Consider the following 24,257-nt stretch of genomic DNA (forward strand, 5'->3'; position numbering starts at 1 on the left):
ACACTCTACGAGCACCTTAGTATTAATTATTAAGTATTTTGGTTCGCGCTGAGAGTCCTACAGTAACGCAATATCAACATTATGCAAATTTTGTTTGAAAACAAGCTCTTAGTATCAACAGGGTTGGCCATTAATATGTCTATATTCGTTTAATTTATTATGAATTTCACTGTCTTAAAACAAAAATATTCCACATTTTTGAATTATTTTTCATCAATAAAAATTTCAAGTTCCAATTTGTTATATTTATTGGGAATTAAATAACTTAAAGTTCGTAAAAATATCGATATAATGGCACGTAAAACAACATTGCTGAAAATTGTAAAGAATATCTAAACTATTAATTAACAACATTGGCTGAGTACCGTATAAGGTATTCAGACTTAACCATAAAAATTAGGATCAAAATTTTGCCCAAAGAAAAGGCGGATAAAAATAACGCTGCTGTTTCACGGAATACTCCTGTCAATGATCCCTTCGCCGAACGTGAAGCTTCTCGTTATGAAAATCCCGTGCCGAGCCGGGAGTACATGCTCGAAATAATTACCAATCACCAAGGTCCCATTTCCCACGAGCAAATGTGCGACATTCTCAAGGTCACCTCAGAAGACGCCATTGAAGGCGTAAGACGTCGCTTAATTGCCATGAGTCGTGATGGCCAAATAATAAGCAATCGAAAAGGCGCTTTTGGTGCACTGAATAAAATGGATCTGACCCGAGGTCGGATTCAAGGGCACAAAGACGGTTACGGCTTTGTTTTGCCCGCCGATGGTGGCGAAGACATTTATTTGTCCAATCGACAAATGCGCCGTGTGTTCGACGGTGACGAAGTCGTGGTTCGTTCAACGTCCCGCGATCGACGTGGCCGTAAAGAAGGAACAATTGTTGAAGTTATTGCGCATAACACCAAGCAAATTGTCGGTCGATTGTTCAGTGAATCCGGCATTCATTTTGTGCGCCCAGATAATCCTCGCCTGACTCATGACGTTATGATTTCCAAGGGAAATTTGCGCGGTGCTAAGCGAGGCGAATACGTGGTTGCAGAAATTGTTCAGCAACCCGCCCGAGACAGTTTGCCCAGCGGCGATATTATCGATGTTCTCGGTGCCCATATGGCGCCGGGAATGGAAATTGATGTCGCTATTCGAAGTCATGAAATTCCTCATCAATGGCCGTCTGATACCCTGGCCGAAGCCGAATTACTGCCCGATGAAGTCGATGATTTAGACAAACGCAAACGCGTCGATTTAAGAAAACTGCCGTTCATTACCATTGATGGTGAAGACGCACGCGATTTCGACGATGCCGTTTACGCCGAAACTAAGCGATCGGGCGGTTGGCGTTTGTTCGTCGCAATTGCGGATGTTTCGCACTACGTATCGCCTGATTCTGCCTTGGATCGAGAAGCAATCAATCGCGGTAATTCCGTTTACTTTCCCGATTTTGTCGTGCCTATGTTGCCAGAGGCACTGTCGAACGGTTTGTGCTCATTAAATCCGCGCGTCGACAGACTGTGTATGGTCTGCGAAATGACCGTGAGTGCCGCCGGACGAGTCAGCGGTTACAAGTTTTACGAAGGCGTAATTCACTCTCATGAGCGCCTAACGTACACAAAAGTTGGCAAGATGCTCAATGAGCGCGAGTCGATAAACAGTGGTATTCGAAAGCAATACAATCATGTGTTGCCAGCGGTAGATACACTGTACGATTTATACCAAGCCCTGCGGTCTGAGCGTCAAAGCCGAGGTGCTATTGATTTCGAAACCGTAGAAACTCGAATCATTTTTGATGAAGAACGCAAAATTGATCGGATTGTTCCCGTTGAGCGCAACGATGCCCACAAGCTGATTGAAGAGTGTATGTTGTGTGCCAATGTGTGTGCGGCAAGGTTATTGGAAAAAGCCGAAATCGACGCGCTTTATCGAGTGCACGAAGGCCCCTCGGATGAAAAGCTAGAGAATCTAAAAGAATTTTTGGCCAGCGCCGGATTATCCATGCGCGGGCGAGGGCGACCAAAACCTGCGGACTTCCAAGCAATACTGGCCGCAATTGACGGCCGCCCAGATGCGCATTTAATTCAAATGGTCATGCTGCGAAGCATGTCACAGGCGAAATATCAGCCAGACAATCAAGGCCACTTTGGTCTGTCTTATACCGCGTATACTCATTTTACCTCGCCCATTCGCCGTTACCCGGATTTGATGGTGCATCGTGCGATTCGTTATTTATTGCGTGCTGGCGCAGATGGCGAAGAATTTACTGCTCGCGTTGAACGACATTTACAGCCAATTAAAGGTGCACGGAAATTAAAACGTGCACAAATTTATCCCTATGACATCAATGCCGTTTTGCAGTTGGGTGAACAGTGTTCGATTACAGAACGACGCGCAGACGATGCAACTCGCGAAGTGGTTAGCTGGCTGAAATGCGAATTTTTAAGAAATCACGTTGGCGATGAATTCGATGGCGTCGTCAGTGCGGTGACAAATTTTGGTTTATTCGTTGAACTCAAAGATTTGTACGTTGAAGGTCTTATTCATGTTACCGCCTTGCCTGGGGATTATTATCACTACGAACAAGCGCATCATCGCTTAATTGGTGAGCGCACTCGCAAGGTATTTCGTTTGGGCGACGAACTCAAAGTTCGCGTTGTTGCGGTAAATCTGGACGAGCGAAAAGTTGATTTTGAATTGGTTGAGTTAAAGCCTAAGAAAAAAATCAAAGTGAGTTCAAAAGCGCAATTACTGGCTGAAATGCACGAGCAAGAGCGCGCGCGCAAATCCGGTGGCCGTAATCCAAAAGAATTGAAACCGCGTAAACGACCCGCTCAACCAGGAGCAAAAAACAGTCGAGCCTTAAAACAAGATTTATTAACTGAGGCCAAATCGGGCGCTAAAAAAGAAGCCGATGAAAAAGCCCCAGTAAAACCTAAAAAGAAACCCAAGAAAGCAAAACCGAAATCAACGGCGGCTAAAAAACAGCGAGCAAAATCTCGCACAGTGAAAGCAAAGAAGAAGCGAAAATAATATTTGAGCGGAGGTGGGGTGACAAGTCGGTACGCGTGTATGTTGAGTCTGATCTTTTGGGTATAATTTCTGGCTTAGCCGTTGGGCTTAAACCAGATCATTAATTATCGAGAGAATACATTGGCCAAATTAGAATCAGTGTACGGCTTGCACGCCGTTCATTCATTGCTCAAATCGTCACCTTATCGCGTTGTTGAGTTGAAAGTATTAAAAGACAGAAGCGATAGAAGACTTCAGCAGATTCTGAGCTTAGCCGAACAAAATGGAATCTCCGTACAAAGCTTAAAGCGTGCATCATTGGATAAGATTGCCGACGGCAACCACCAGGGTGTTGTTGCTATGGCGACTCCCGGTGAAAGTTACACCGAGAGCTATCTCGATACATTGCTCGCGACAGCGAGTGCTGAAAATACCAATTTGTTGTTTTTGGTTCTCGATGGCGTAACAGACCCTCATAATTTAGGTGCGTGTTTGCGCAGTGCCGAAGCTGCCGGAGCGGCTGCTGTGATTGCACCTAAAGACAATTCTGCCAGCTTAAATACCGTTGCCAGAAAAGTATCGAGCGGTGCGTCTGATTCCATTCCTTATATTACTGTGACTAATTTGTCGCGCTCACTGAAAACCATGCAAGAGCAGGGTGTTTGGGTGGTTGGTGCCGCTGGCGAAGCCGAAAATTCTTTGTATTCTTTAGATCTTACCGGCGCTATTGCGTTAGTGATGGGGGCTGAGGGCAAAGGTCTGCGTCGCTTAACACGGGAAACCTGCGATCATCTTGCGAAATTACCAATGGCAGGTGAGGTATCCAGTTTGAATGTGTCTGTTGCTGCTGGGGTTTTTCTCTACGAAGCAGTGCGACAAAGAGTGAAAGGCCGTTAGCAGAGATTCCTTAATAAAATCTCTTTCAATGGCGTTAAAACCTACTGTTATTTTAGGCGGGTTAGTAGATAGGTTAGAGCTTAATTTTTAGTCGACTGTTTCAATGTTTAAAGCTTCCAATGTCTAAAGCTCCTTGAGCAGTCGGTTTGTGTTATTTCAGATTGTTTTCGCTTTTCTTCTTTGTTAAAACGCATACAATAATCATTCTCATTATATGCTCTGCCGCAATTTCCATCAAAACGAACGTTTGAATCGAAAATAGAGACGAGCTGGCGCTCCATTCGTCAACCATTGGCGTATTACAGGCGTCTACGCTCAAGTATTTTGTTTCTGCAATGACCGATAGCTCAACTTTGTAGTCATAGCTTAAATGATTGTGGTCGTATTGGGACTAACAACAATATGTAATCAACGGTAAGTAATTGATAAGAATCCTGCCCAGATTGGGATCTAAATCGTTTTACTCACACATTTTCGTTGTAATACCTGTTAATTGTCAGGTACTTGTAAACTATTTCGTTTTTAAACTACGTAGTCAAAATTGTGCTGAACGCGTATAGAAATGGCGGGCTGAAGTGCTTTTGTGCTATTTCTGATCAAAATTATTTGTACATTGGTAATCTGAATGAAAGTTAAAAAAATTGCCAGGGTTGTTTTACCTATTGTTATCGTTTTCGCAGGAATCGGTATAAACAAAGCAATTGTGGCTACCGCTAGCCCTCCCGATAACGAAATTACCGCTGATATCGTTCCGACGGTGAGTGTTGAAAGTGTGATCGCATCTGATTACCAGTTGCTCTTGTCCGCCCATGGCGCTGTTGAGCCCATTGAAATTACTCAATTGTCGGCCAAGGTCAGTGGCGAGGTCGTCAGTTGGCACGAAAGCTTTGTTGAGGGTGGTTTGATCAAAAGTGGGGAACGCCTGTTTTCCATTGATAAAGACGTCTACGAAGCCGCAGTGTTGCAAGCAGAAGCCAACTTGATTTCGGCCAATGCCGGCTTGATCGAAGAAGAAGCTATGGCCGATGTAGCTCGCGATGAAGCCAAGCGTAATCCGAACAAAAAATACACCGATTTGTTCCTGAGAAAACCGCAACTGTTGAGCGCCAAAGCCAGCGTAAAGTCGGCAGAAGCTCAACTCAAAGCGGCCAAAAAAGATCTCGCAAATTGCGAGGTTTACGCACCGTTTGATTCGTTAGTTGTTGCCAGAGACATTGGTGTTGGTCAGTTTTTAGTGGCTGGTACCTCAGTGGCGGTACTTTACAACATTGAAAGCGCGAAAATTGTTGCACCCATCGCCGGATTTGACAGTGCATTTTTACCCGAAGATCTCTCTGGGGTAGAGGTGACGGTATCGGATCAAAGCCTTAACGGTGTTACGCGTGAGGGTTTTATAAAGCATGACCTCGGAGTTATCGATGAAGACACTCGCATGTCTTCTTTGGTTATTGAAGTGACTGATCCGTACGGCATTCAAAATTCAGAGCCCGCACTAAAATTCGGCAGCTACGCCAATATTACCTTTCCGGGAAAAACTCTCCATCAAGTGTATCGCCTACCGCAAGAGCTGGTGAACAATCGCACTGTATGGGTCGTGAATGAATCTTCGCAATTGGAATCGCGAAAAGTACAAGTGATTCGAGAGCAAGGCGAGTTCTTTTTTATTGGCTCTGGCCTCTTTGATGACGACCGAGTTGTAATCACACCGCCCGAGTACCCGCAACGTGGTATGTCCGTAAAAATCCAGCCTAAAGATAAAGATGAGGTTGGGGCACAAGTCAGTACTAGCAATGTGCGCTAGAGGAATTATTTATGTCAGAAAATACATCTGAACAGCCTCAAAATCCAAACGAGCACAATTTTTCAGACGCCGATTTTGAAGACTCTAAAAAAGGCTTAATTGGCTATTTTGCCCACAATTCCGTTGCCGCCAATTTGTTGATGGTTGCCATCATTATTTTGGGAATTTTTGCGTTTCTGACCGTTCAGCGGCAAATGTTTCCGAATACTGAATTAAACACCATCAATGTAACGGCGAATTATCCGGGTACTTCTCCTCAAGAAATTGAAGAAAGTATTTTGGTTAAAATCGAAGAGTCACTGAAAGACGTTACCGAAATTGATAAAAGTATTTCTCGATCTTATCGCGGTACAGGCACGGTCACTCTTGAAATTGACTCCGACGCTGATTTAGCAGAAGTACTCGACAAAGTAAAACTCCGGGTTGATGGCGTTGCTACGTTTCCTGCGGCAATGGAGCCAATACTCGTTTCTCAACAGGAATTTCAACAATCGGTTATCGAAATTTCGGTGGTTGGCGATTTACCTCTGTACGAATTAAAACCGTTTGCCGAAGAAATTCGCGACGAGTTACTGCAACAATCGAATGTATCTTTAGTCAACGTATTCGCCCCTGAATACGAAATTGCAATTGAAATCGATCCCGATACTTTACGCAAATACAACCTCACCATCAGCGATGTCACCCAATCGATTCGCAATTATTCAACCAATATTTCTGCCGGTGAGCTTCGTACCGATTCGGGTTTGATTTCTGTTCGTATTGAAAACCAATCTTATCGCGGTGAAGACTTTCGCGATATTCCGGTAAAAATCGGAGAAAACGGCGCGAAAGTATTGCTCAGCGATGTTGCTAATATTCGTGATGAATTCGAAGAGGGACAGTATTACTTTCAATATTCTGGCGTAAACGCCATTCACATTGATGTCAACGCGACCAAAGAGCAGAGCATCGGTGACGTTGCTGGCACAGTGAAACGCTACATTGAACAGAAAAATGCGACCTTGCCACAAGGCGTAGAAATTAAGGTATTGGTTGATCTTACCTATTACCTGGATGCGCGCTTAGACATGATGCTAGAAAACCTGTTGTTAGGGGCCATTCTAGTCGCCATTATGTTGTCGATTTTTCTACGCATTAAATTGGCATTTTGGGTCATGCTCGGCTTGCCTGTGTGTTTCCTGGGGGCGCTGCTGTTTATGCCGGCATTCGACGTCACCATCAATATCGTCTCGCTATTTGCATTTATTATGGTGCTGGGGATTGTGGTCGACGACGCCATTGTTATCGGTGAAAGTGTTTATACCCAAGTTGAAAAAACCGGCGGTGGTGTTGTTAGCGTTGTAAGAGGAACCCGAAAAGTAGCAACACCGGCAACGTTTGGTGTGCTTACAACGATGGCTGTTTTTGCTCCGTTTACCTTGTCCTCTGGCCCAGACAGCGCTCGTTTTGTCGGTATCGCGGTTGTCGCAATTCTGTGTTTGTTCTTTAGCTTGATTGAATCCAAGCTGATACTGCCAGCTCACTTGGCGCACACAAAATTTGCACCAGAGAAACCAGATTCTTGGCGATCTAAGTTCAATGCTAAGTTCATGAACTTTATTAATGTTCGTTATCGAGGTTTCTTAGAAAAATGTCTTAACCAGCGATGGACTGCCATTAGCTTAATTTTAGCGTTTTTTATTGTCAGTATTTCGCTGCTCAGTTCGAACTTGGTTCGATTTATTCCGATTCCTCAAGTGCCGCACGATTTTCCTTCAATAAAAATTGAGATGAATGAAAACGTCTCTGATGAAGCAATTATCAGTGCGCTTAACGAAGTGGAAGATATTGTCTGGGAAGTTGAAAAAGAAAATATCGAAACCTTTGGTCGAGGCATGGTTCGAGACGTGTTGGCCTTTAACGAAGGCCGTGTCGATGGGCAAATTGTGATCCCCTTGGTTGACGAAGAATTACGCGATTTGACGGCTTTTGATTTGGCTCGCCAATGGCGAGAAAAACTGCCAGAGATTCCGGGGTTACGCTCGATCACAATTCTTGATGACGTTAATGATCAGGGCGATGGCAGTGGCGAGATCGGCTATCTCTTCTACGGTGAGAACTTAGACGAACTCAACACCGCAGGCCGTGAATTTATGGACTTGATGCGTCAAATTCCGGGAATCTACGACGTCAGTTCTACGATTGATCCGGTTGGCAAAGAGGTACAATTACGGTTGTTGCCAGTTGCTTACGATTTGGGATTGAGTCTTGCCGACATTGCTAATCAGGTTGGAGTGAGTTTCTACGGTGGTGAAGCGCAGCGAGTGATTCGCGATGGTGACGAGATTCGTGTCATGGTTCGCTATCCCGAATTAACCAGAAGCGCGTATTCGTCATTGAAGTACACGGTAATCAGAACACCCAATGGCCGAGAAGTTATGTTGGGTGATGTGGTTACTTTGGTTGAAACACCGGGAATCAGTTACATCCGGCGCGAAGAAGGGTTCCGAAGTGTCTACGTGGGTGCTTCCATTGACGAACAGGTCATTGAACCCGGCGAAGCGGGTAAGCAAGTTCGTGAAAAAGTACTGCCGGTTATTTTGGATAAGTACCCAGACGTTAAAACGCAATTGGGTGGTGATTTAGAAGATCAGCAACAACAGCAACTGGAGCAAATGGCGTTTGCCGTTGCGGCTATGTTGTTGGTGTACATCCTGTTGGCGATTCCTCTGAAAAGCTACGTGCAACCGTTGATTATTATGTCCGTCATTCCATTCAGCATTATTGGTGCATTATGGGGGCATTATATTCTCGGCTTGGATTTGAGCATGATGTCTACGTTTGGCCTGATTGCGGCAGCGGGCGTGGTGGTGAATGACAGTTTGGTGTTGACCGATTACATCAATCAGTTGAGAGCCCAAGGTGTGGCAACGCGTCGAGCCGTTATCGAAGCTGGCTGTGCTCGATTTAGAGCGATTACGCTAACGTCAATTACCACGTTTGCCGGTGTTATGCCGATTATGTTTGAAACCAGCTTACAAGCTCAGTTCGTGATCCCAATGGCCGTTGCTCTTGGATCGTCGGTATTGTTTGCCACGGTACTGACGCTGATTATGGTGCCTTGCCTGTATTTGGTTTTCCAAGATATTGGCAGCTTGTTTAAGTCAAGAAAGGGTGTGGAACTGTCGGCGGAAGTGGGGATTTAATAATCCTGAAGGTTCTGTAGAAGTTTTGTGTTAATTCGCAAATAAGTTATCCATGTAAACTACCCCTATGAGTGACCAATAAAAAAAGCCGCATTAGCGGCTTTTTTTGTTTGGCGGTAATTCACTCGTGCTTAATTAAAGCTGTTTAATGTCTTGGCTGACTTGTAATAACGCTTTCATGGTGCTGGATTGAAACTCTCGTTGATACAAAACCCAAACAACAACGGCAACAGCAATCACAAAAACAATTGGGTGAATAAACCAACCCAGGCAAGCCATTGAAAAATAAAAAGCTCTCAAACCAAAATTGTAGCTGTGAGAAGCTTGATCAAAAACCTTTGCTCCGTGTTTTACCAGCACAGCAAATTCTTTGCGTTCCACTTGTGGCGCCAACGGCGTTGCACCAATAATGACACCACAGAACCCAAATTGCCGTAACGACCAAGTAAAGGTGAAAAACGCGTATACAAAAATTAATGCCAACAGCAGCAGCTTTAATTGCACTTCTTCAGAGGTTGACGGCGTTGTTATGTGTAAATTAGATAAAACCAAATTGACCTTATCGACCGAAGCCAACATCGTAAAAATACCCGCCAATACTAATATGCTGGTACTAGCCATAAAGGCGACGTTGCGTTCCAAGTTGGCGATGATCGACGCATCTGCGACTCGGGCGTCACGATGAATTAATTCTTCCATCCAATTAACGCGCAAGCTGTGCATTGTCGAGGCTATGCAGTGTGATTTCTTCGCCATGTGTCGGGCGAATCGAGCGTAACCTATCCAACAGCCAAAAAACCACGTAATGCAGCCAACGTTAACCCAGTTAACCAATGTTAAATCGAATTCAAATTCGAGTAATTCCATGCTTATAAAATCCAACCCTATAAAAGTAGTGTGATGAGGTGGTAACGAACCTTCTTGTTAATCAGAGATCCCTAAAATTAATTGCTGTAAACGTTGTTTTTCTCAAGTGTATAAAATGGCACAAACTCAATAGACGGTATTTTCAAATTTCTACAGCTGCGGTCTATTTTCTATAGTTACAGTCTATTTTCTATGGCTACAATCTATGTTGTGCTAAGCAGTAAACAACGGTAAAACAAGCGTAAATGGTCATCGTCAGTTACGAAAATTGGAACGTCGTAAATGTGTATTTTGCGCGAAACCTAACGTCAAATACTGTGTGACCACGGTAACTATTGAGCTAATCACCGATTCTTATCAGTTAAGCAAATCATTGTTAAATTATTGCTGATAAAGTGCCAGAAAATGAGAGAAAAAATCAGGATAAGGCGTTCCTAATAGTCTAACCAGCCTATTATCTAACACTCTATATCAGTGAGCAATAATTTACCGAGTTTGAATCTTGTGGTTATTTGAAATCTTATTTTTAAAGCCACTAGCGCGCTGTTGACGATCTGCTAATCTCAAATTGTACGAGGTCGTTAATATGGGTTATTGAAATGATTCGAAACTTTTCAATTCAGAAAAGAATAATATTCCAATCCGCTTTGATTGCTGTTGGCTTGTTGGTGTTAACCGTCGAAGCGTTGAGTACGCTGTATCAAACCATGAATACCAGCCGAGCGGATAACACAAAGCATTTGGTAGAAGCGGCTCACAGTATTCTGGAACAGTATCACAATTTAGAAACCGAAGGCGCGTTAACTCTAGAGCAAGCGCAAGAGCAAGCGGCGTCTGCAATTGGCTCTTTGAGATACGAAAACGGAAATTATTTTTGGATTCAAAATACCAACCTTGAAATGGTCATGCATCCAATTAAGCCGGATTTAATTGGAAAAGACCTGTCTGGCATTAAAGACACCGAAGGAAAATTTCTCTTTATTGCCATGGACGATATTGTTCGAGCTGAAGGCGAAGGTGTCGTTCCCTACATGTGGCCGGAAGTGGGTGGCACAAAACCAGTGCGCAAAATCGGTTACGTGAAGGGTTTTTCGGAGTGGAATTGGATTGTCGGTTCCGGAGTGTACACCACGGATATTCAAGTGGCATTTTGGAAAGCAGCCCCTTGGCAGATTTCTATCAGTATGATTGTTTTCGCCGTCGTGACGGCTTTATCGCTTTATATTGGCCGATCGATTTCAAAACCCTTGTCGTTAGCTTCTTCGGCTTTGCGTGATATCGCAGAAGGTGATCGCGATTTAACGAAGCGATTGGACGTAGAAGGAAAAGATGAATTAACGGATATGGCGCAAAGCTTTAATGCCATCGTTAACAAGCTCAACAACACATTGGTTGAAGTGAGAAATTCAACGGCGCAAGTTGAGCATTTTTCGCTGGAGTTGAACGAGCATATTAAAGGCAGCAAAGACGTTTTAGAGAAACAACAAATGCAGTCGAAAACCGCTGTGCAAGCGATTATGGAAATGGTGCAGACCGTTTCAGAGATTGCACGTAATGCCGAAGGTGCAGCGTCGTCGGCGCAAGAGGCGAATCGTGAAGCCGAAGCGGGCCAAGGTGTGGTTGAACAAGCCAAAGAGTCGGTAAACAACTTGGCTGGCGATGTTCAGCAAGTGTCGGTCGCGATTAAAAATCTAAACGCTGACAGCCAGTCGATTTCCTCGGTTCTCGAAGTTATTCGCGGTATTGCCGAACAAACCAATTTGCTGGCATTGAACGCAGCCATTGAAGCCGCGCGAGCCGGAGAGCAGGGCAGAGGTTTCGCTGTTGTTGCCGATGAGGTAAGAACCCTTGCCGCCAGAACGCAAAGTTCAACCGAAGAAATTCGTAACATGATTGAGTCGTTGCAAAACGGCAGTGACAAAGCCGTTATCACCATGGGCAACGGCGAGAAAACCACCGAGATAACCGTTGATCGAGCCGCAGAAGCAGGACAATCGCTTGCGTCGATTGTCTCGGCTATTAATTCAATTTCTGAACTGAACTTACAAATTGCGAGTGCCGCAGAAGAACAGTCTGCGGCGGTCAAAGAAATTGATCAGAGCATCAGTTTGATGGCGGAGTATTCTACGTCTTCTCATCAGGGTATAGAAAAAACCTCCGATACCAGCCGCCAGCTCACCGAACTCAGTGGTCGCTTAAAACAGTTGGTGGGACAATTTAAGCTCAGTAGCTAGGCCCTAGTTCTCAAGCGTGATTTGAAATTTTCTTTAGCGTGACCACGTAACGTAATTTCGACGGAGTGACAGTGGCTTGAAATGGGTAACAGGTAACCAGTGTTAACTCATTGACCGAGGTATTAATCGATATTTTTTGGTCGATAGGTTCGGTAATTTCCAGCTTTGTTACTGTGTATTTATGCCAGGCTCCGTCTTTGGTTTGTATTTGCAGGACGTCGGAATGCTTTAAATCCTCCAAAAAAGAAAAGTGCGTATCTTTGTGCCCAGCAATAACTCGGGTTTCATTAATATTCGCCCCTGCAAAATGATAACTGTGTGTGGGCGCCATTGATTTATTGCTGATTTTATTGGTGGTAATACCTCCCGGTCCGAAAGCCAGCGCTTGCCCAGACGTGCCTTCAAGAACAATCCAATCGACGTTTAAATGCGGTACTTGCAGCCTTGCGATCGGCCAAGTATCGGACCAACTCCAGGGTTTGTGTACGTTGCCGCCACTTTCTAAGGTTTCTTCCCAGGCGGAGGCAATCAATTGCTGAGCTAAATATGCTTTGGCGTCAATCCAAATTGCTTTGCTTAAATTAATCAGAGACGCCGAGAAAATCACGGCTAACACGGCGTATTTTACGTGGCTCGATTGAGATACTTGAGTGAATACATGCTTAGACATTGTGCGCACCTCGATGTAAACGATGAAACATTAAACCAAAAACAAACAACAGTATGCTAAGAATTAAGTGCAGCGTTTTTGGTGTATCCGTTTGTGGCGTTGTTATGAGTGTTTGTCCCAGCGGACTGACCAATGGCACATTTGCATGAGCGGTTGATTCACCTAGCGGGCGAGAAATTTCTTCTTCAACTGCGACAAGGCTGGTGTATTTACTCAATAAGCTGTGTTGAAGCGCAATTTCGACTACCTGCGGTTTGATGCTATCTTCGGGCTCACCCGAAATGATTTTATCCATTAAGGCATCAATCTTTTTTCTCGCCCAAATTTTAGAAATGCCCTTGTTGTTTTTCGACGTTGAAGCGTTCGAAATGGTTAGTGTTTGCTGCCACAGCGTGCCGTCACCAAAAAAGCCATGAATATTTGAGGTAATATCTGATTGAACCGCAGTGTTTTCTTTGTATGCAATAACCAGCGGCTCGTTGCGGTACAAATCACCAATCTTTTTCGGCCAGGCATCGATATGATTAGGCCAATCGACGGTTATACTCTGTAACGTTGCGTTCTCTAATTTGACAAACAAGTCTTGCATCTTATTGTGAACTTCGGCGATATCACCAATATGAACCGATGTGCCTCGACCAAATTGCGATGCTTTATTCATAAAATAACTGTTTGGTGCAGAGCCAATAGAAACCGTAAACAGTCGTTTATTACCGAGTTTGTTATGGATTAATTGCAGTAAATCTTGTTCGTTAGTAACACTGCCATCGGTAATAAATACAATTTGCTCGAGAAGGTTTTCGTCGTGACTGTTTGATTGAAGAGCGGCATTTAAGGCGGGCTTCATTTCGGTACCGCCGCCGGCGCGCAAACTGTTAACAAACGTGAATGCAGAATTTAAATTGCCGCTTTCTGCGTAACGGGGAGAAGAAAACAACGAGCGCGTGTTGGAGTTAAATTCAATAACGTTGAATGTATCCTTCGGTGATAACCGTTTTAATGCCAGCATCAAAGCAGATTTCGCTTGGTTAATTGAGGTTCCGCCCATTGAGCCAGACGTATCGATAATAAAGGTAACCGAGCGATTCACATCGGTGGTTTGTTCCGTGGGCGGCAGCAATACAATTAATCCGTAATTTTCTCCGGCAATCGATTCTTTAAACAGAGCTACCTCAGGTTTTGATCCGGTAGCCGGTAGCCAGGTAATCACAAAATCTCGATTCATACTTTGCCAGGTTTTATCCGTTGATATTTGATAAGAACCGTTTTTTCTTTCTGCTTTGATATCGTGATACAAACCGGTGATATCGGCTAATTCTAATCCTGGGTCCAATTGAATTTCTATTTTGATTGGATTGTCTACTTCCGAACTTCGGTCCGATTCAGAAGGTTTGTGTGATTGGATAAAGGGTATTGCTGATAAATCGTTATTCCATCCTTGTGTGCCTAAATGTATTGCGGTGGATTGTGTTTCAGGATTTTCTAAATTCTGATTTTTCTGTCTTGAGTGGGTGTTGTCTTTGGGGGTGTACCTGGGTGTCATTGTGGTGGGTAGGCGATACTCAAAGTAACCGTTGTCGTATTTAACGGTTTGGTAAAAAGTCAGTTCTACCGTAATTTCTTCTTGCGGACTGATGTTCGCAATATGTTGTTTAAAAACGTTCGCTCGTTTTTGTTCCACCAGCGCGGCTTTTTTACCCTCACTTTTAGCTTGTAAATAAATTTCTTTGGCGATGTGTTTTTCTTTAATTTCCGCTTTAATTTTACGATCGCTAATAATAATCGTCATGTCTGTAACACTGGCATTATCCGGCAGCGGAAATACGTAGGTTCCTTCGAGCCAATCGTTTGTTGGGTTTTTGAAGGTTTGCTGCAGGCGCGTGGTTGCAATCATGCCAGAAATATCAACTGACACTTCCGATTTTAAATGCAAGGCAGGTTGATTATTTTTTCCGGCACCGTTAAATAACAAGTCACCGCTGCCGGTCGATTGCTCGAAAGCTGAGGCGTTAGCAATTTTAGGTGCTAAAACCAGCAGCAGTGCTATTAACGCGATGATAAACGCCGAAACAATCGCGTACTCAAACCTTTTCTTTCGCGGTCTAGAATCTAGCAATCGCTCTTTGGGAATTTTTTTGGGTTTGTACCCAAGCGGTTGTTGGTAATGTATATACGTGTAATTTGATGGCCGAACGTTTGAATTTCTAGATATCAGTTGGATGAATACGTGAATCCATTTAAGTGTTGTACGCATAATGATCCTAAATTTGGCTTTGTAAGATTGTTACTCAGTATTCAAACCCAGAATTAGGGAAATCCTCAGAATGAAATCTGATGGAATAGCGATGAATTGTGGCGAAATATGGCAGTTTAATGTTGGTTGAATTGAACGGCAGACAGGTTAAAATCGCTGTCTCTGTTTCGAACGTTGACTAACTTAAAGAGTCCTATGGCCAAACACATCGCTATTGTAGAAGACGAAATCGCCATTGCTGAGAATTACCGAGACGCGCTGGAGCGTCAGGGTTATAAAGTCTCTATGTTTCACGACAGGCCTTCCGCAGAAGAAGCGTTTCAGCTTCGCTTGCCTGATTTGGCCATTATTGATGTTGGGCTCGGTGAAGAAATAGAAGGTGGTTTTGAGCTGTGTCGCAATTTAAGGGCTATGGCGCCAACGTTGCCAATTATCTTTTTAAGCGCCCGCGATAGCGATTTTGATATTGTCTCGGGATTGCGCTTGGGTGCTGACGATTATCTGACCAAAGATATTTCCCAACCTCACATGTTCGCCAGAATTATCGCCCTGTTGCGCCGTGTTGAATTAATGGCTACGTCTTCTGATAAAAGCGACAGTGTGGTTAATCGAGGTGATTTGAATATCGATCTTGAGCGCCTTTCAGTGACTTGGAAGAGCGAACGAATCGACTTAACCATTACCGAATTGTGGATTGTTCATAGCTTGGCCAAACACCCGGGTCACGTTAAGAATCGACAGCAACTGATGGATGCGGCCAACGTTGTGCTTGACGATAATACCATCACATCGCACATCAAACGTATTCGCAAAAAATTCCAACACATTGATTCTGATTTTTCTTCCATCCAAACCGCCTACGGAATGGGCTATCGCTGGGAAGAGAAAAGCTAATCAAACACTAAAAACAGTCATTTCATGCGCTTGCGTAAACAGCTTTTAATTGTCAGCCTTTTTCTACTGGTCTTGCCAATTTCCGGTTTTCTTTATATTCGAGAAATGGAAATGGTATTGCGCCTGGGGCAAGAGCGCGCCGCACTGGCTACCGCTCAAGCCATTGCAGATAGAATTACCAGCGATTCTGATTTACTGTCGAGCTTTCATCAAATGCAAGAAAGTGGTTATCAAGAGACTGATAATCAAGGGAACGAAAAGCAAAACTCTGTTTTATCTCTCGTAAACACAAACAGCGATATTAACGCATCAAGGTCGATTTATATTCACACCATAAACTCGGATATAAATCTTGATGGATACGAAGACGAATGGTTGGGCCTCGATATCGATAATTTATCGTTGAATTCTTCGAGGCTAAACCTTAAAGCCGCCAGTACTTTTAATTACGTCTATTTATTTGCCAGCTTCTCATTAGATTCTCCCGTTCAGTATCATAACCCTACAACAAACTTTCCCGCTGGCGGAGATTATTTGCTTTTATCAACGGGTACGCGGGGTAAAGATAATTACGTTATTCGTACCAGTTCACCTGGCCGTATCCAGGCGATTTATAAAGAAGGCAACAAAATATTCCAAGAGTTTCAAATTCGAGGTTTTTGGCGAGAAGCCAACAATGGCTTTCAGATTGAGTTACAAATACCGAAATCGCTGGTGAAAGATACGTTAGGACTGGCATTCTTTCAAAGCCAAGCCAATCCCATATTGGGGAATATGAACGTCGAATTTATCGACGGGCAGTTTGTTGTAAAAGAGGCACCAAATACCAAGTCGATTAATCAGGTGCTTGATCGAACCGTTCAATCCTTTATTCACGAAAACAACCGACTTTATTTGCTCGACAGCCAGGGCTGGATTCTCAGTGAACGTGATTCATTGGCAACCCGTGAGTCAACCAATGAATCAACCGATTATGAGGGCAGGGAACGTCCATCAGATTCAGAAAGAACCCTCGCACTTGAGTGGTTGCTTAGATTAATTGTATCGACTCGCGATTTTCCCCAATACAACCACAGATTGCATCAAAAAGGATTTTTGTCTGCTGATGAAATCACGCACGCCGCTGCGAGTAATTCACCGGTTGCGCAGTGGTACAGTTTGGACGTTGACAGCAATTTGGTGCGAGTGGTTGTTCCGGTAGTGATGCAAGATCAACAGGTAGTGGGCTCAGTTGTATTGGAGCAGTCCAACGATCAATGGTGGAAGTTCACCAACAGCGCAGTTTTTCAGCTTATTTTGTACACCTTTGTTGCGCTTTTATTGGCCGCAGCGGTGATTCTTTTGTATGCGAGTTGGTTGAGTTTCAGAATACGCCAACTCAATAATTACGTGAAAAAATCCATTCACACAGATGGCACAATTAATCGCAGTTTTCCCAAATCGAATTTTGACGACGAAATTGGTGATCTCAATAGAAGTTACTTAGAGCTGTTGAGCAATATTGACGAGTACAACGATTATTTGCGAACACTCTCAAGCAAACTGTCTCATGAATTAAGAACACCCATTGCAGTCATACGAAGCTCGTTAGATAACTTGGAATTTCTGAATGCGGATGAATCTCAAAGTACTTATATTAAACGAGCCCAAGAAGGCACCAGTAGGCTTTCCAATATTTTAACGTCGATGAATTCCGCCAAACAGGTGGAAGAGGCCATTAAGAATACTGAATTTGAAAACTTCTCTTTAACAAACTTAATTAATGATATTGGCCAAGCTTATCAACCGCTGGCGAATGAAAGAGGCAGAAATTTAAGCGTAAAAAATTCAACATCTATTAATAACTATGTTGGTGCGCCCGAATTAATTGTTCAATTATTGGATAAGCTCTTTGAAAACGCCCTCGATTTTTGCCCGAATGAAAGATACATCGAATTAGCTTTGCACGAACGGCCAGACTGTTACGAGTTGGTTGTATCCAATGATGGCCCCTTATTACCTGAGCATATGCGTGGCCAAATTTTTGATTCGTTAATTTCTGTGCGAAGTCAATCCTCCAACTTAAATGCGGACAGTTTTGTTAAATCTGAGCAAAAATTCCATTTGGGGTTGGGGTTATTTATTGCCAGATTAGTCGTAGAGTTACATAAGGGGAGTATCGTTGCGAATAATAGAAAAGATTTATCGGGCGTAGAATTTAAAATTTACTTACCAAAAACACCGCATTAATTTAAAAAATGATATTCGACACGGGTGTTGTTTTATTAACTTGTGTCATCGTTTCTGTCTCACTTTTTTCTAAATACGTCATATTGACTTAAAAACGTCATCAAACCGAAAAATAGTTTAAATACGCTTTTCCGTAGGTGTAATGTCTTTATACTCCTTATTAGTAAAATTACACTGCCAAATTCAACAGTAGTGGCTACATTCGCCTATCTAGGGCGCATATGATTCCATTTATCGAAAAACAACTCTACATAATTATTTTTAAACAGTCTTAAAGGATTTATCCATGAAAAAATTATTTCTGGCGGCGCCAATATTGGCGGCGAGCGTAACTGCTAATGCCAGCATGGTTCTTACCGGGGTGTTCGATGGACCTTTACCCGGAGGATTACCAAAAGGTTTTGAGATTTATGTAACAGAAGATATTCCAGACATTACCATCTACGGTTTGGGTTCTGCGAATAACGGTGGTGGATCAGATGGCCAAGAATTTACTTTCTCTGGCACCAGTGTGGATGCCGGAACTTATCTGTACGTAACTTCTAACATTGATGGTTTCGCGCAGTTTTTTGAATTTGAACCAGAATTCATTTTTCAGGCGGGCGCGGCCAACATTAATGGTGATGACGCAATCGAGCTTTTCCGAAACGGTGAAGTGATTGATTTGTTCGGTGACATTAATGTTGATGGTACCGGCGAGCCTTGGGAATATCTTGACGGTTGGGCGTACCGTGTTAGCGATTCTGTTGCTAGCAGTGTCTTCAATTTAACCGAGTGGACGTTCAGCGGTCGCAATGCGCTAGACGGTGAATCAACCAACGCTACTGCTGCCACTGCGGTTCCATTAGCAACATTCGTAACCGACGGTTCTGGCGGCGGCGATCCAACCCCACCTCCGCTGGATATTGGTGCGTGTTTCAGTGATGCAACACTAATCAGCGCCGTTCAAGGGGATGGTTTCAATGTAACGACTTCTGATGATGTTATCGTTGAAGGTATCGTTACCGGATTCCGCGACAACGGTTACTTCTTGCAAGAAGAGCCAAGTGACTCTGACAATAACAGCGCGACTTCTGAAGGTATCTTTATTTTCGCAACGCCAGCGGAAGGTATCGAAGTAGGGGACGTAGCGCGTGTACTTGGTGCACCGTCTGATTTCTTCGGCGACAGCCAAATCTCTGCTAGCCAGCAAATCGATTGTGGTATTGCTTCTGAGTTTATTACTCCGGTGGTGATTCCAGTTCAGTTTGACGATGTCTTAGATATCGAAACTGTTGAAGGCATGGTTGCAACAATTAACGACGCAACTATTTTCAGTCTGGATAACTTCACCCGTTTCGGTGAAATTTTCTTGAGCGACAGCGTTAAATTCAATCCGTCAGATGTTGCTGTTCCTCTAAGTGCAGAATTCGAGGCTGCACAAGAAAACCTATCGGCAAACATTATTTATCTAGAAGATGATAATGGCCAAACCTTCCCAGACGAAATCAGCTATTACGCAACACCAGAATTTGATGGTCTCGATTACAGTAATGCTCCTCGCGTTGGTGAAACTGTTTCTGCAACTGGTCCGGTAAGATTTGCCTTTGGTGAATACCGAATCAATCCAACCAAAGAAACGTTCTTTATTGAATCCAACCGCACCGATGCACCAGATGTGATTGACGGCGATGTTTCTATCGCAAGCTTCAACGTGCTTAATTACTTCAATGGCGAAGTACTGGAAAACGGTGAAGTTACCTTTGATTTCGCCGCCAACCGTGGTGCCGAAAGCGCAGAAGAGTTGGCGTTACAAGAAGCGCGTATTGTTGATGCATTGATTACGCTAGACGCTGACGTTGTTGGCTTAATTGAAGTTGAAAACGACGGCTTCGGTGAAGACAGTGCCATTCGTCAATTGGTAAATGCAGTGAACGCTAAGTTGGGTTCACGTGTGTATCGCTTTGCTCGCTCAAACGATACTTCTATTACCGGTACTGACGCCATCAGCAACGCTGTAATTTATAAGCACCGTAAAGTGATTGCCCGAGGCGGTTTGCGCGGTATTGCATTGCCAACTCAAGACAACAATGGTCGTTTTGTGGGTCAGCGTAATACCCTGGTTCAGAGCTTCAGACATCGCGCTACGGGTGATCGATTTGCCGTTGCCGTAAACCACTTCAAATCGAAAGGTTCTACCTGTTTTGAAGACGATAACAATCCAACAGAGTTAGATTCAATTCAGGGCAGCTGTGGCGCATTCCGCGTGTCTACTTCGGTAGCGCTGGGTAACGCTCTTGAAGCCATGAATCTGCCGGAAAAAGTATTGATCATTGGCGATCTAAATACTTATAGCCAAGAAGATGCATTGGCAATTTTGACCGACTACACCCCAGAAGAGCGTGGTTACACCATTACTTCTGCAGTAAATACCGAGTTGGATGGTGGTTTGTCAGTGCCTGTGACTGATACTTTTGGTTACATTCCAGTTAAAGACACTTTTGACCCTGAAGGCTTCTCGTTCTACTTCTTCGGCGATGATCAAATTGGTTCGCTTGACCATGTGCTTGCTTCACCTGCGGCATTCGATGCAGTGGTTGATCTTGATCACTGGAACATCAACAGCGTTGAGTTATTCCAATTAACCTATGACCAAGCGTTGCGTTTCAACAATGGTGCACAGGGTGATTTAATTGATTTTACCGCTGTTGGTCCTTACCGCAGTTCAGATCATGACCCAGTTGTTGTCACGCTTGAGTTGGAAAATAAAAGAAAAGCGAAGTTTAAAAGAAAGCTTCGTAAATTCTTTAAGCGTTACTTTTGGTAATCATTGATCGATAAAAATAGTGTGTTTTTAAGGGAGCCATTGGCTCCCTTTTTTGTAGTTTTTTTAAGTTGATTTTTAGATGAGTTTTATTAAAAGTGTTGTCACAAAAAGTTAACACGGACTGCGTTTTTTTAATAATTTGTTTATAAACATTCACCTTTTGGTAAAAGTAAAAATTGTAGGAGCCTCTGATTAACCTCAAGATCACTCAGGCCAAGGAGTTTTTTTCTGATTAAGGCGTGCTTTTGAAGGTCTAACGGGTTAAATCGAAAAAGCACAACGCAGAGCAGGAAAAAACTGGCAGGCTCCGTAGGGGTGAGCTTGCGAACGCCGTGAATGCTTGGAACGGCTGGACCTGATCTCAAGCGCACATTTGCGGCGTTGCCGTTTTTATTAAGGCCCCACTATCTGTTATAGAAAGGGCCATTAATTACAAACGTCGTCTTGCAACTGCACGCTTGAGATCACGCTGAGTAATGTTGAGGTTAATCAGAGGCTCCTATAGTGCGTTTAATTGAATAAAAGTCTCAATTTTTAATAGACAACCTATCGGCTAATCGTTAGTATCATATTGTACAAAGCTTACATAAATAAAATTTAGTCAAACATACAAAGCAAGCGTAAAACAAATTTGAGCAAAAAAAGAGAAAAGCTCACAATAATAAAGAAGTAAACGCGGAAAATAAAAAATAATAAGAAAAGCAATAAAAAGACAAGAAATCAAAGAATAATAAAAGGTTTATTGTCTGTATTCCTATTCTTAGTATTTAATATTAAAAACGTACTCCAAAATTGTATATTTCGTAATAATATATTTCTTGAAAACGATATATTTCTTAAATGAGTTACACGTAGAGTTAGCTGTTTATATTCTTTATGCCTATCACTGTTGTTTTGAGAATAGCTAGGTTGGTTTTGAAATGTCTAAATTAGCTTGAAGAAGTACTGTAAATTTAAAGATGCTATAAATTTCAAAAAAGGGAATTTTAAAAAGTATAATAATTTTCAGGTGGGTTAATTCTAAAATAATAAAAAGACAAATCGTGTATCAATTCTTATTTGTATAAATTGTCAATCAAACTTTGTCTAAATTGAAACATATAACAGTTATTTGAATTACCTGCCGTTTTTATCGAGGTGTTTTATGAAAACTGTCATTATATTGTTCTCGTTCGTATTAGTCGCATGTTCCGAAAAAGCCATTCATATTGTTGATCAAAACAGTTCGCTACAACCCCCGCCGTACCTTGCATCAGAAGTCTTATATCAAACCAGAGCCGATGAAGTCCAAGAGATCTGGACCGATAATAACGGTACAACCGTAAAACGCTTCGCGTATCTTCCTAATTTTGATTCTACCAACATTGACGATTGGCGAGCCATTATTTTGTACGGCAATCAAAAAGTGCATGACGACTTTGATGCTCGCCATACAGAAATTATTTATTTTGTTTTGTCAGAAAGCTCACCGTTACCCAAAAACTTTTCTGAGTTTGATGAAGAGGTAAATCATTCGATATTTGCCCAGTTTAATAGTTGGAATGCCAGTGATGCCTTGATGTTTCAAGTCGATATGTATTCTTCTCATGAAGAATCATTCCACAATTCTTATCGATTAGCACAAGCGAGAATTCAGGAAGAATTTCCTGACGTATTTTTGTATTAAATGACTGATTTAAAAACTACCAACAAGCAGCAGTATAAATTCAACAAGCAGTAAAATTTAAACGGTCAGTGTTGAGTGATGCTGTAATCGGATTGGATTCTTGCAGATTTTTGGTCGATTAGAAGTGTGCGACAAAAATTTTATAGGTAAATGGCCTAAAATTTTTTGTCGCACAATTATTTTTATTTGTTATGCTTAGTAAGCCAATCCACCAGTGCATTACCTATGTCTTCAGGTGAGTCTTCTTGAACAAAGTGAACACCATTAACGGTGACTTCTGTTAAATTTGGCCAAGTTCTCACAACATCTCGTGCGTAACCCACCAAAAATGCACCCGGATTGGCATTAATAAAGAGTTTTGGCACATCCACAGAATTCGCTAGGTAATCTGCGTAGCTATCAATAATGGTAACGGTTTCTTCAGGCTCACTGGCTATTGGTAGTTGTCGGGGCCCGGCAAGCATGGCGCGACGGTTTTCCCCACTTTCTAAAAACGGTCTGCGATATTCTGAATGTTCTTTTTCTGTGAGTGGGCGTGATATTGTTGAGGGCACAAGAGTTTCAATAAAGAAGTTATCTTCAAGTACGAGTTTTTCACCCTCTGGTGAACGAAGCATTTTAATGGGGCCGTGAAGCTCGTGATTAAATTCGTCCCAGGTTGGAAAAGAAGTCACAATGGCTTCCATAAACGCAATTGCTTTCACCTTGGACGGGTTTTGATTGGCCCAGTGAAACCCCACGCCTGAGCCCCAATCGTGCAGCACAAGCGTAACATTTTCATCGACGCCGAGTTCCTCTAACAGTGCAGCGGTAAACCGGGTATTTTCAGCAAGTGTGTAATTCGATTCGTCGGGGTTATCTAATTTATCGGAGTCACCCATGCCAATCATGTCGATGGCAATCAAACGTCCGTGATTTTCCAAGTAAGGCATAATGTTTCGCCAAAGAAAAATTGACGTAGGATTTCCGTGTAAAAACACAATAGGGTCACCTTCGCCGTGATCCACGTACGCCATGTTTTTGCCTAATACGGATTTAAATTGTTTTTCGTATTGTAACGTCTCTGTGCGATTGCTCATTGTATTGGATACCTAACGTAATTTTGGTTTGGTCGGGATTAATATCAAAGAATGTAATAATATATGACTTGATCATATATTATTGGAATGCAGGATCTTCTGTCTATAGTTTTTTATGACGCAGTCATATAATATAAAATAATGAAAAATGACGATTATTTAGAGAATCTTCTGGGTGCTTTTGCAACCGCCGTTTCTTCCAGTGTTGATGCCCAGGTAAATGAGTTGGGTGGGCGCAGTCTTAACCATGAAGCTGCATTGGTTACTGTCTACAATCACCCCGACGAAGGAATAGATACCTTGAGTAAGGTGCTCAATCTCAGCCATTCCGGTGCGGTTCGATTGGTTGATACGCTCGAAAAAGAAGCCTTGTTAGAGAGAAAGCAAAGCCCAAAAGATGCCAGGGCAGTAATACTGCGTGTTACGAAGAAAGGTAAAGACCGAGCCGTTGCTGTGCTCAGCGCTCGTTCAGGCGTGCTGGCGGACGCCGTGGCTTTATTAAATGCTGAGCAAAAATCCCACGTTACTCCCATTATTGAGGCGCTGTTGTCATCAATGACCGATAACCGAATGAACGCCAGAAGAATCTGTAGAATGTGCGACGAAGGCGTGTGTCGTCCGCTGGGCTGCCCGGTAGAAAACTCAATACCTGAATAACCCGTTTGTG

14 protein-coding genes are annotated in these 24,257 nt (G+C 43.0%); 10 read left to right on the plus strand and 4 right to left on the minus strand.

What is annotated here, in order from left to right; genetic code table 11:
* Window positions 1-410 precede the first annotated feature (410 nt).
* From rnr to LU361_RS18565, 4 genes are all read left to right on the plus strand, one after another.
* On the plus strand, window positions 411-3,026 hold the full coding sequence (gene rnr / locus LU361_RS18550; RefSeq protein ID WP_233090648.1) for a ribonuclease R: 2,616 nt from the start codon (window positions 411-413) through the stop codon (window positions 3,024-3,026).
* 120 nt (window positions 3,027-3,146) lie between these two features.
* Window positions 3,147-3,902, plus strand: coding sequence for a 23S rRNA (guanosine(2251)-2'-O)-methyltransferase RlmB (gene rlmB / locus LU361_RS18555; protein ID WP_233090649.1), 756 nt, complete (start codon window positions 3,147-3,149; stop codon window positions 3,900-3,902).
* 625 nt (window positions 3,903-4,527) lie between these two features.
* On the plus strand, window positions 4,528-5,703 hold the full coding sequence (locus LU361_RS18560; RefSeq protein ID WP_233090650.1) for an efflux RND transporter periplasmic adaptor subunit: 1,176 nt from the start codon (window positions 4,528-4,530) through the stop codon (window positions 5,701-5,703).
* 11 nt (window positions 5,704-5,714) lie between these two features.
* A complete protein-coding gene (locus LU361_RS18565) occupies window positions 5,715-8,891 on the plus strand; it encodes an efflux RND transporter permease subunit (protein ID WP_233090651.1) in 3,177 nt (1,058 codons plus the stop codon).
* A 135-nt stretch (window positions 8,892-9,026) separates the two neighbouring features.
* Here LU361_RS18565 and LU361_RS18570 read toward each other — a convergent pair whose 3' ends face one another.
* Window positions 9,027-9,758, minus strand: coding sequence for a DUF599 domain-containing protein (locus LU361_RS18570; protein ID WP_233090652.1), 732 nt, complete (start codon window positions 9,756-9,758; stop codon window positions 9,027-9,029).
* Between the two features lie 599 nt (window positions 9,759-10,357).
* Here LU361_RS18570 and LU361_RS18575 point away from each other — a divergent pair.
* A complete protein-coding gene (locus LU361_RS18575; protein ID WP_233090653.1) occupies window positions 10,358-11,992 on the plus strand; it encodes a methyl-accepting chemotaxis protein in 1,635 nt (544 codons plus the stop codon).
* A 10-nt stretch (window positions 11,993-12,002) separates the two neighbouring features.
* On the opposite strand, the gene LU361_RS18580 is transcribed toward LU361_RS18575, so the two are convergent.
* A complete protein-coding gene (locus LU361_RS18580) occupies window positions 12,003-12,662 on the minus strand; it encodes a class GN sortase (protein ID WP_233090654.1) in 660 nt (219 codons plus the stop codon).
* A complete protein-coding gene (locus LU361_RS18585; protein WP_233090655.1) occupies window positions 12,655-14,916 on the minus strand; it encodes a marine proteobacterial sortase target protein in 2,262 nt (753 codons plus the stop codon). Before LU361_RS18585 ends, LU361_RS18580 begins: the two co-directional genes overlap by 8 nt.
* 195 nt (window positions 14,917-15,111) lie before the next feature.
* Here LU361_RS18585 and pdsR point away from each other — a divergent pair, with 195 nt between their 5' ends.
* The 4 genes from pdsR to LU361_RS18605 all read left to right on the plus strand — a co-directional run bounded on the left by pdsR (window position 15,112) and on the right by LU361_RS18605 (window position 22,511).
* Window positions 15,112-15,810, plus strand: coding sequence for a proteobacterial dedicated sortase system response regulator (gene pdsR / locus LU361_RS18590; protein ID WP_233090656.1), 699 nt, complete (start codon window positions 15,112-15,114; stop codon window positions 15,808-15,810).
* A 24-nt stretch (window positions 15,811-15,834) separates the two neighbouring features.
* Window positions 15,835-18,039, plus strand: a complete 2,205-nt coding sequence (locus tag LU361_RS18595; protein ID WP_233090657.1) for an ATP-binding protein — start codon at window positions 15,835-15,837, stop codon at window positions 18,037-18,039.
* Window positions 18,040-18,325: 286 nt separating this feature from the next.
* Window positions 18,326-20,845 (plus strand): ExeM/NucH family extracellular endonuclease, encoded by a 2,520-nt coding sequence (locus tag LU361_RS18600; RefSeq protein ID WP_233090658.1) that lies wholly within the window; start codon window positions 18,326-18,328, stop codon window positions 20,843-20,845.
* 1,144 nt (window positions 20,846-21,989) lie between these two features.
* Window positions 21,990-22,511, plus strand: a complete 522-nt coding sequence (locus tag LU361_RS18605) for a hypothetical protein (RefSeq protein WP_233090659.1) — start codon at window positions 21,990-21,992, stop codon at window positions 22,509-22,511.
* Between the two features lie 182 nt (window positions 22,512-22,693).
* Here the strand turns inward: LU361_RS18605 and LU361_RS18610 are convergent, their stop codons facing one another.
* On the minus strand, window positions 22,694-23,590 hold the full coding sequence (locus tag LU361_RS18610; RefSeq protein WP_233090660.1) for a haloalkane dehalogenase: 897 nt from the start codon (window positions 23,588-23,590) through the stop codon (window positions 22,694-22,696).
* Between the two features lie 141 nt (window positions 23,591-23,731).
* On the opposite strand from LU361_RS18610, the gene LU361_RS18615 reads away from it, so the two are divergent.
* Entirely contained in the window at window positions 23,732-24,247 is a 516-nt protein-coding gene (locus LU361_RS18615) for a MarR family winged helix-turn-helix transcriptional regulator (RefSeq protein ID WP_233090661.1), read from the plus strand.
* Window positions 24,248-24,257: the final 10 nt, after the last annotated feature.

It is taken from the genome of Sessilibacter corallicola, from assembly GCF_021290925.1.
GTDB classification, from domain to species: domain Bacteria; phylum Pseudomonadota; class Gammaproteobacteria; order Pseudomonadales; family Cellvibrionaceae; genus Sessilibacter; species Sessilibacter corallicola.

Coding starts and splice junctions, on each gene's coding strand:
- LU361_RS18585 (WP_233090655.1), bottom strand. CDS start 14,916: ATGCGTACAACACTTAAATGGATTCACGTATTCATCCAACTGATATCT.
- LU361_RS18615 (WP_233090661.1), top strand. CDS start 23,732: ATGAAAAATGACGATTATTTAGAGAATCTTCTGGGTGCTTTTGCAACC.
- LU361_RS18600 (WP_233090658.1), top strand. CDS start 18,326: ATGAAAAAATTATTTCTGGCGGCGCCAATATTGGCGGCGAGCGTAACT.
- LU361_RS18610 (WP_233090660.1), bottom strand. CDS start 23,590: ATGAGCAATCGCACAGAGACGTTACAATACGAAAAACAATTTAAATCC.
- LU361_RS18580 (WP_233090654.1), bottom strand. CDS start 12,662: ATGTCTAAGCATGTATTCACTCAAGTATCTCAATCGAGCCACGTAAAA.
- LU361_RS18570 (WP_233090652.1), bottom strand. CDS start 9,758: ATGGAATTACTCGAATTTGAATTCGATTTAACATTGGTTAACTGGGTT.
- pdsR (WP_233090656.1), top strand. CDS start 15,112: ATGGCCAAACACATCGCTATTGTAGAAGACGAAATCGCCATTGCTGAG.
- LU361_RS18560 (WP_233090650.1), top strand. CDS start 4,528: ATGAAAGTTAAAAAAATTGCCAGGGTTGTTTTACCTATTGTTATCGTT.
- LU361_RS18595 (WP_233090657.1), top strand. CDS start 15,835: ATGCGCTTGCGTAAACAGCTTTTAATTGTCAGCCTTTTTCTACTGGTC.
- LU361_RS18605 (WP_233090659.1), top strand. CDS start 21,990: ATGAAAACTGTCATTATATTGTTCTCGTTCGTATTAGTCGCATGTTCC.
- LU361_RS18565 (WP_233090651.1), top strand. CDS start 5,715: ATGTCAGAAAATACATCTGAACAGCCTCAAAATCCAAACGAGCACAAT.
- LU361_RS18575 (WP_233090653.1), top strand. CDS start 10,358: ATGATTCGAAACTTTTCAATTCAGAAAAGAATAATATTCCAATCCGCT.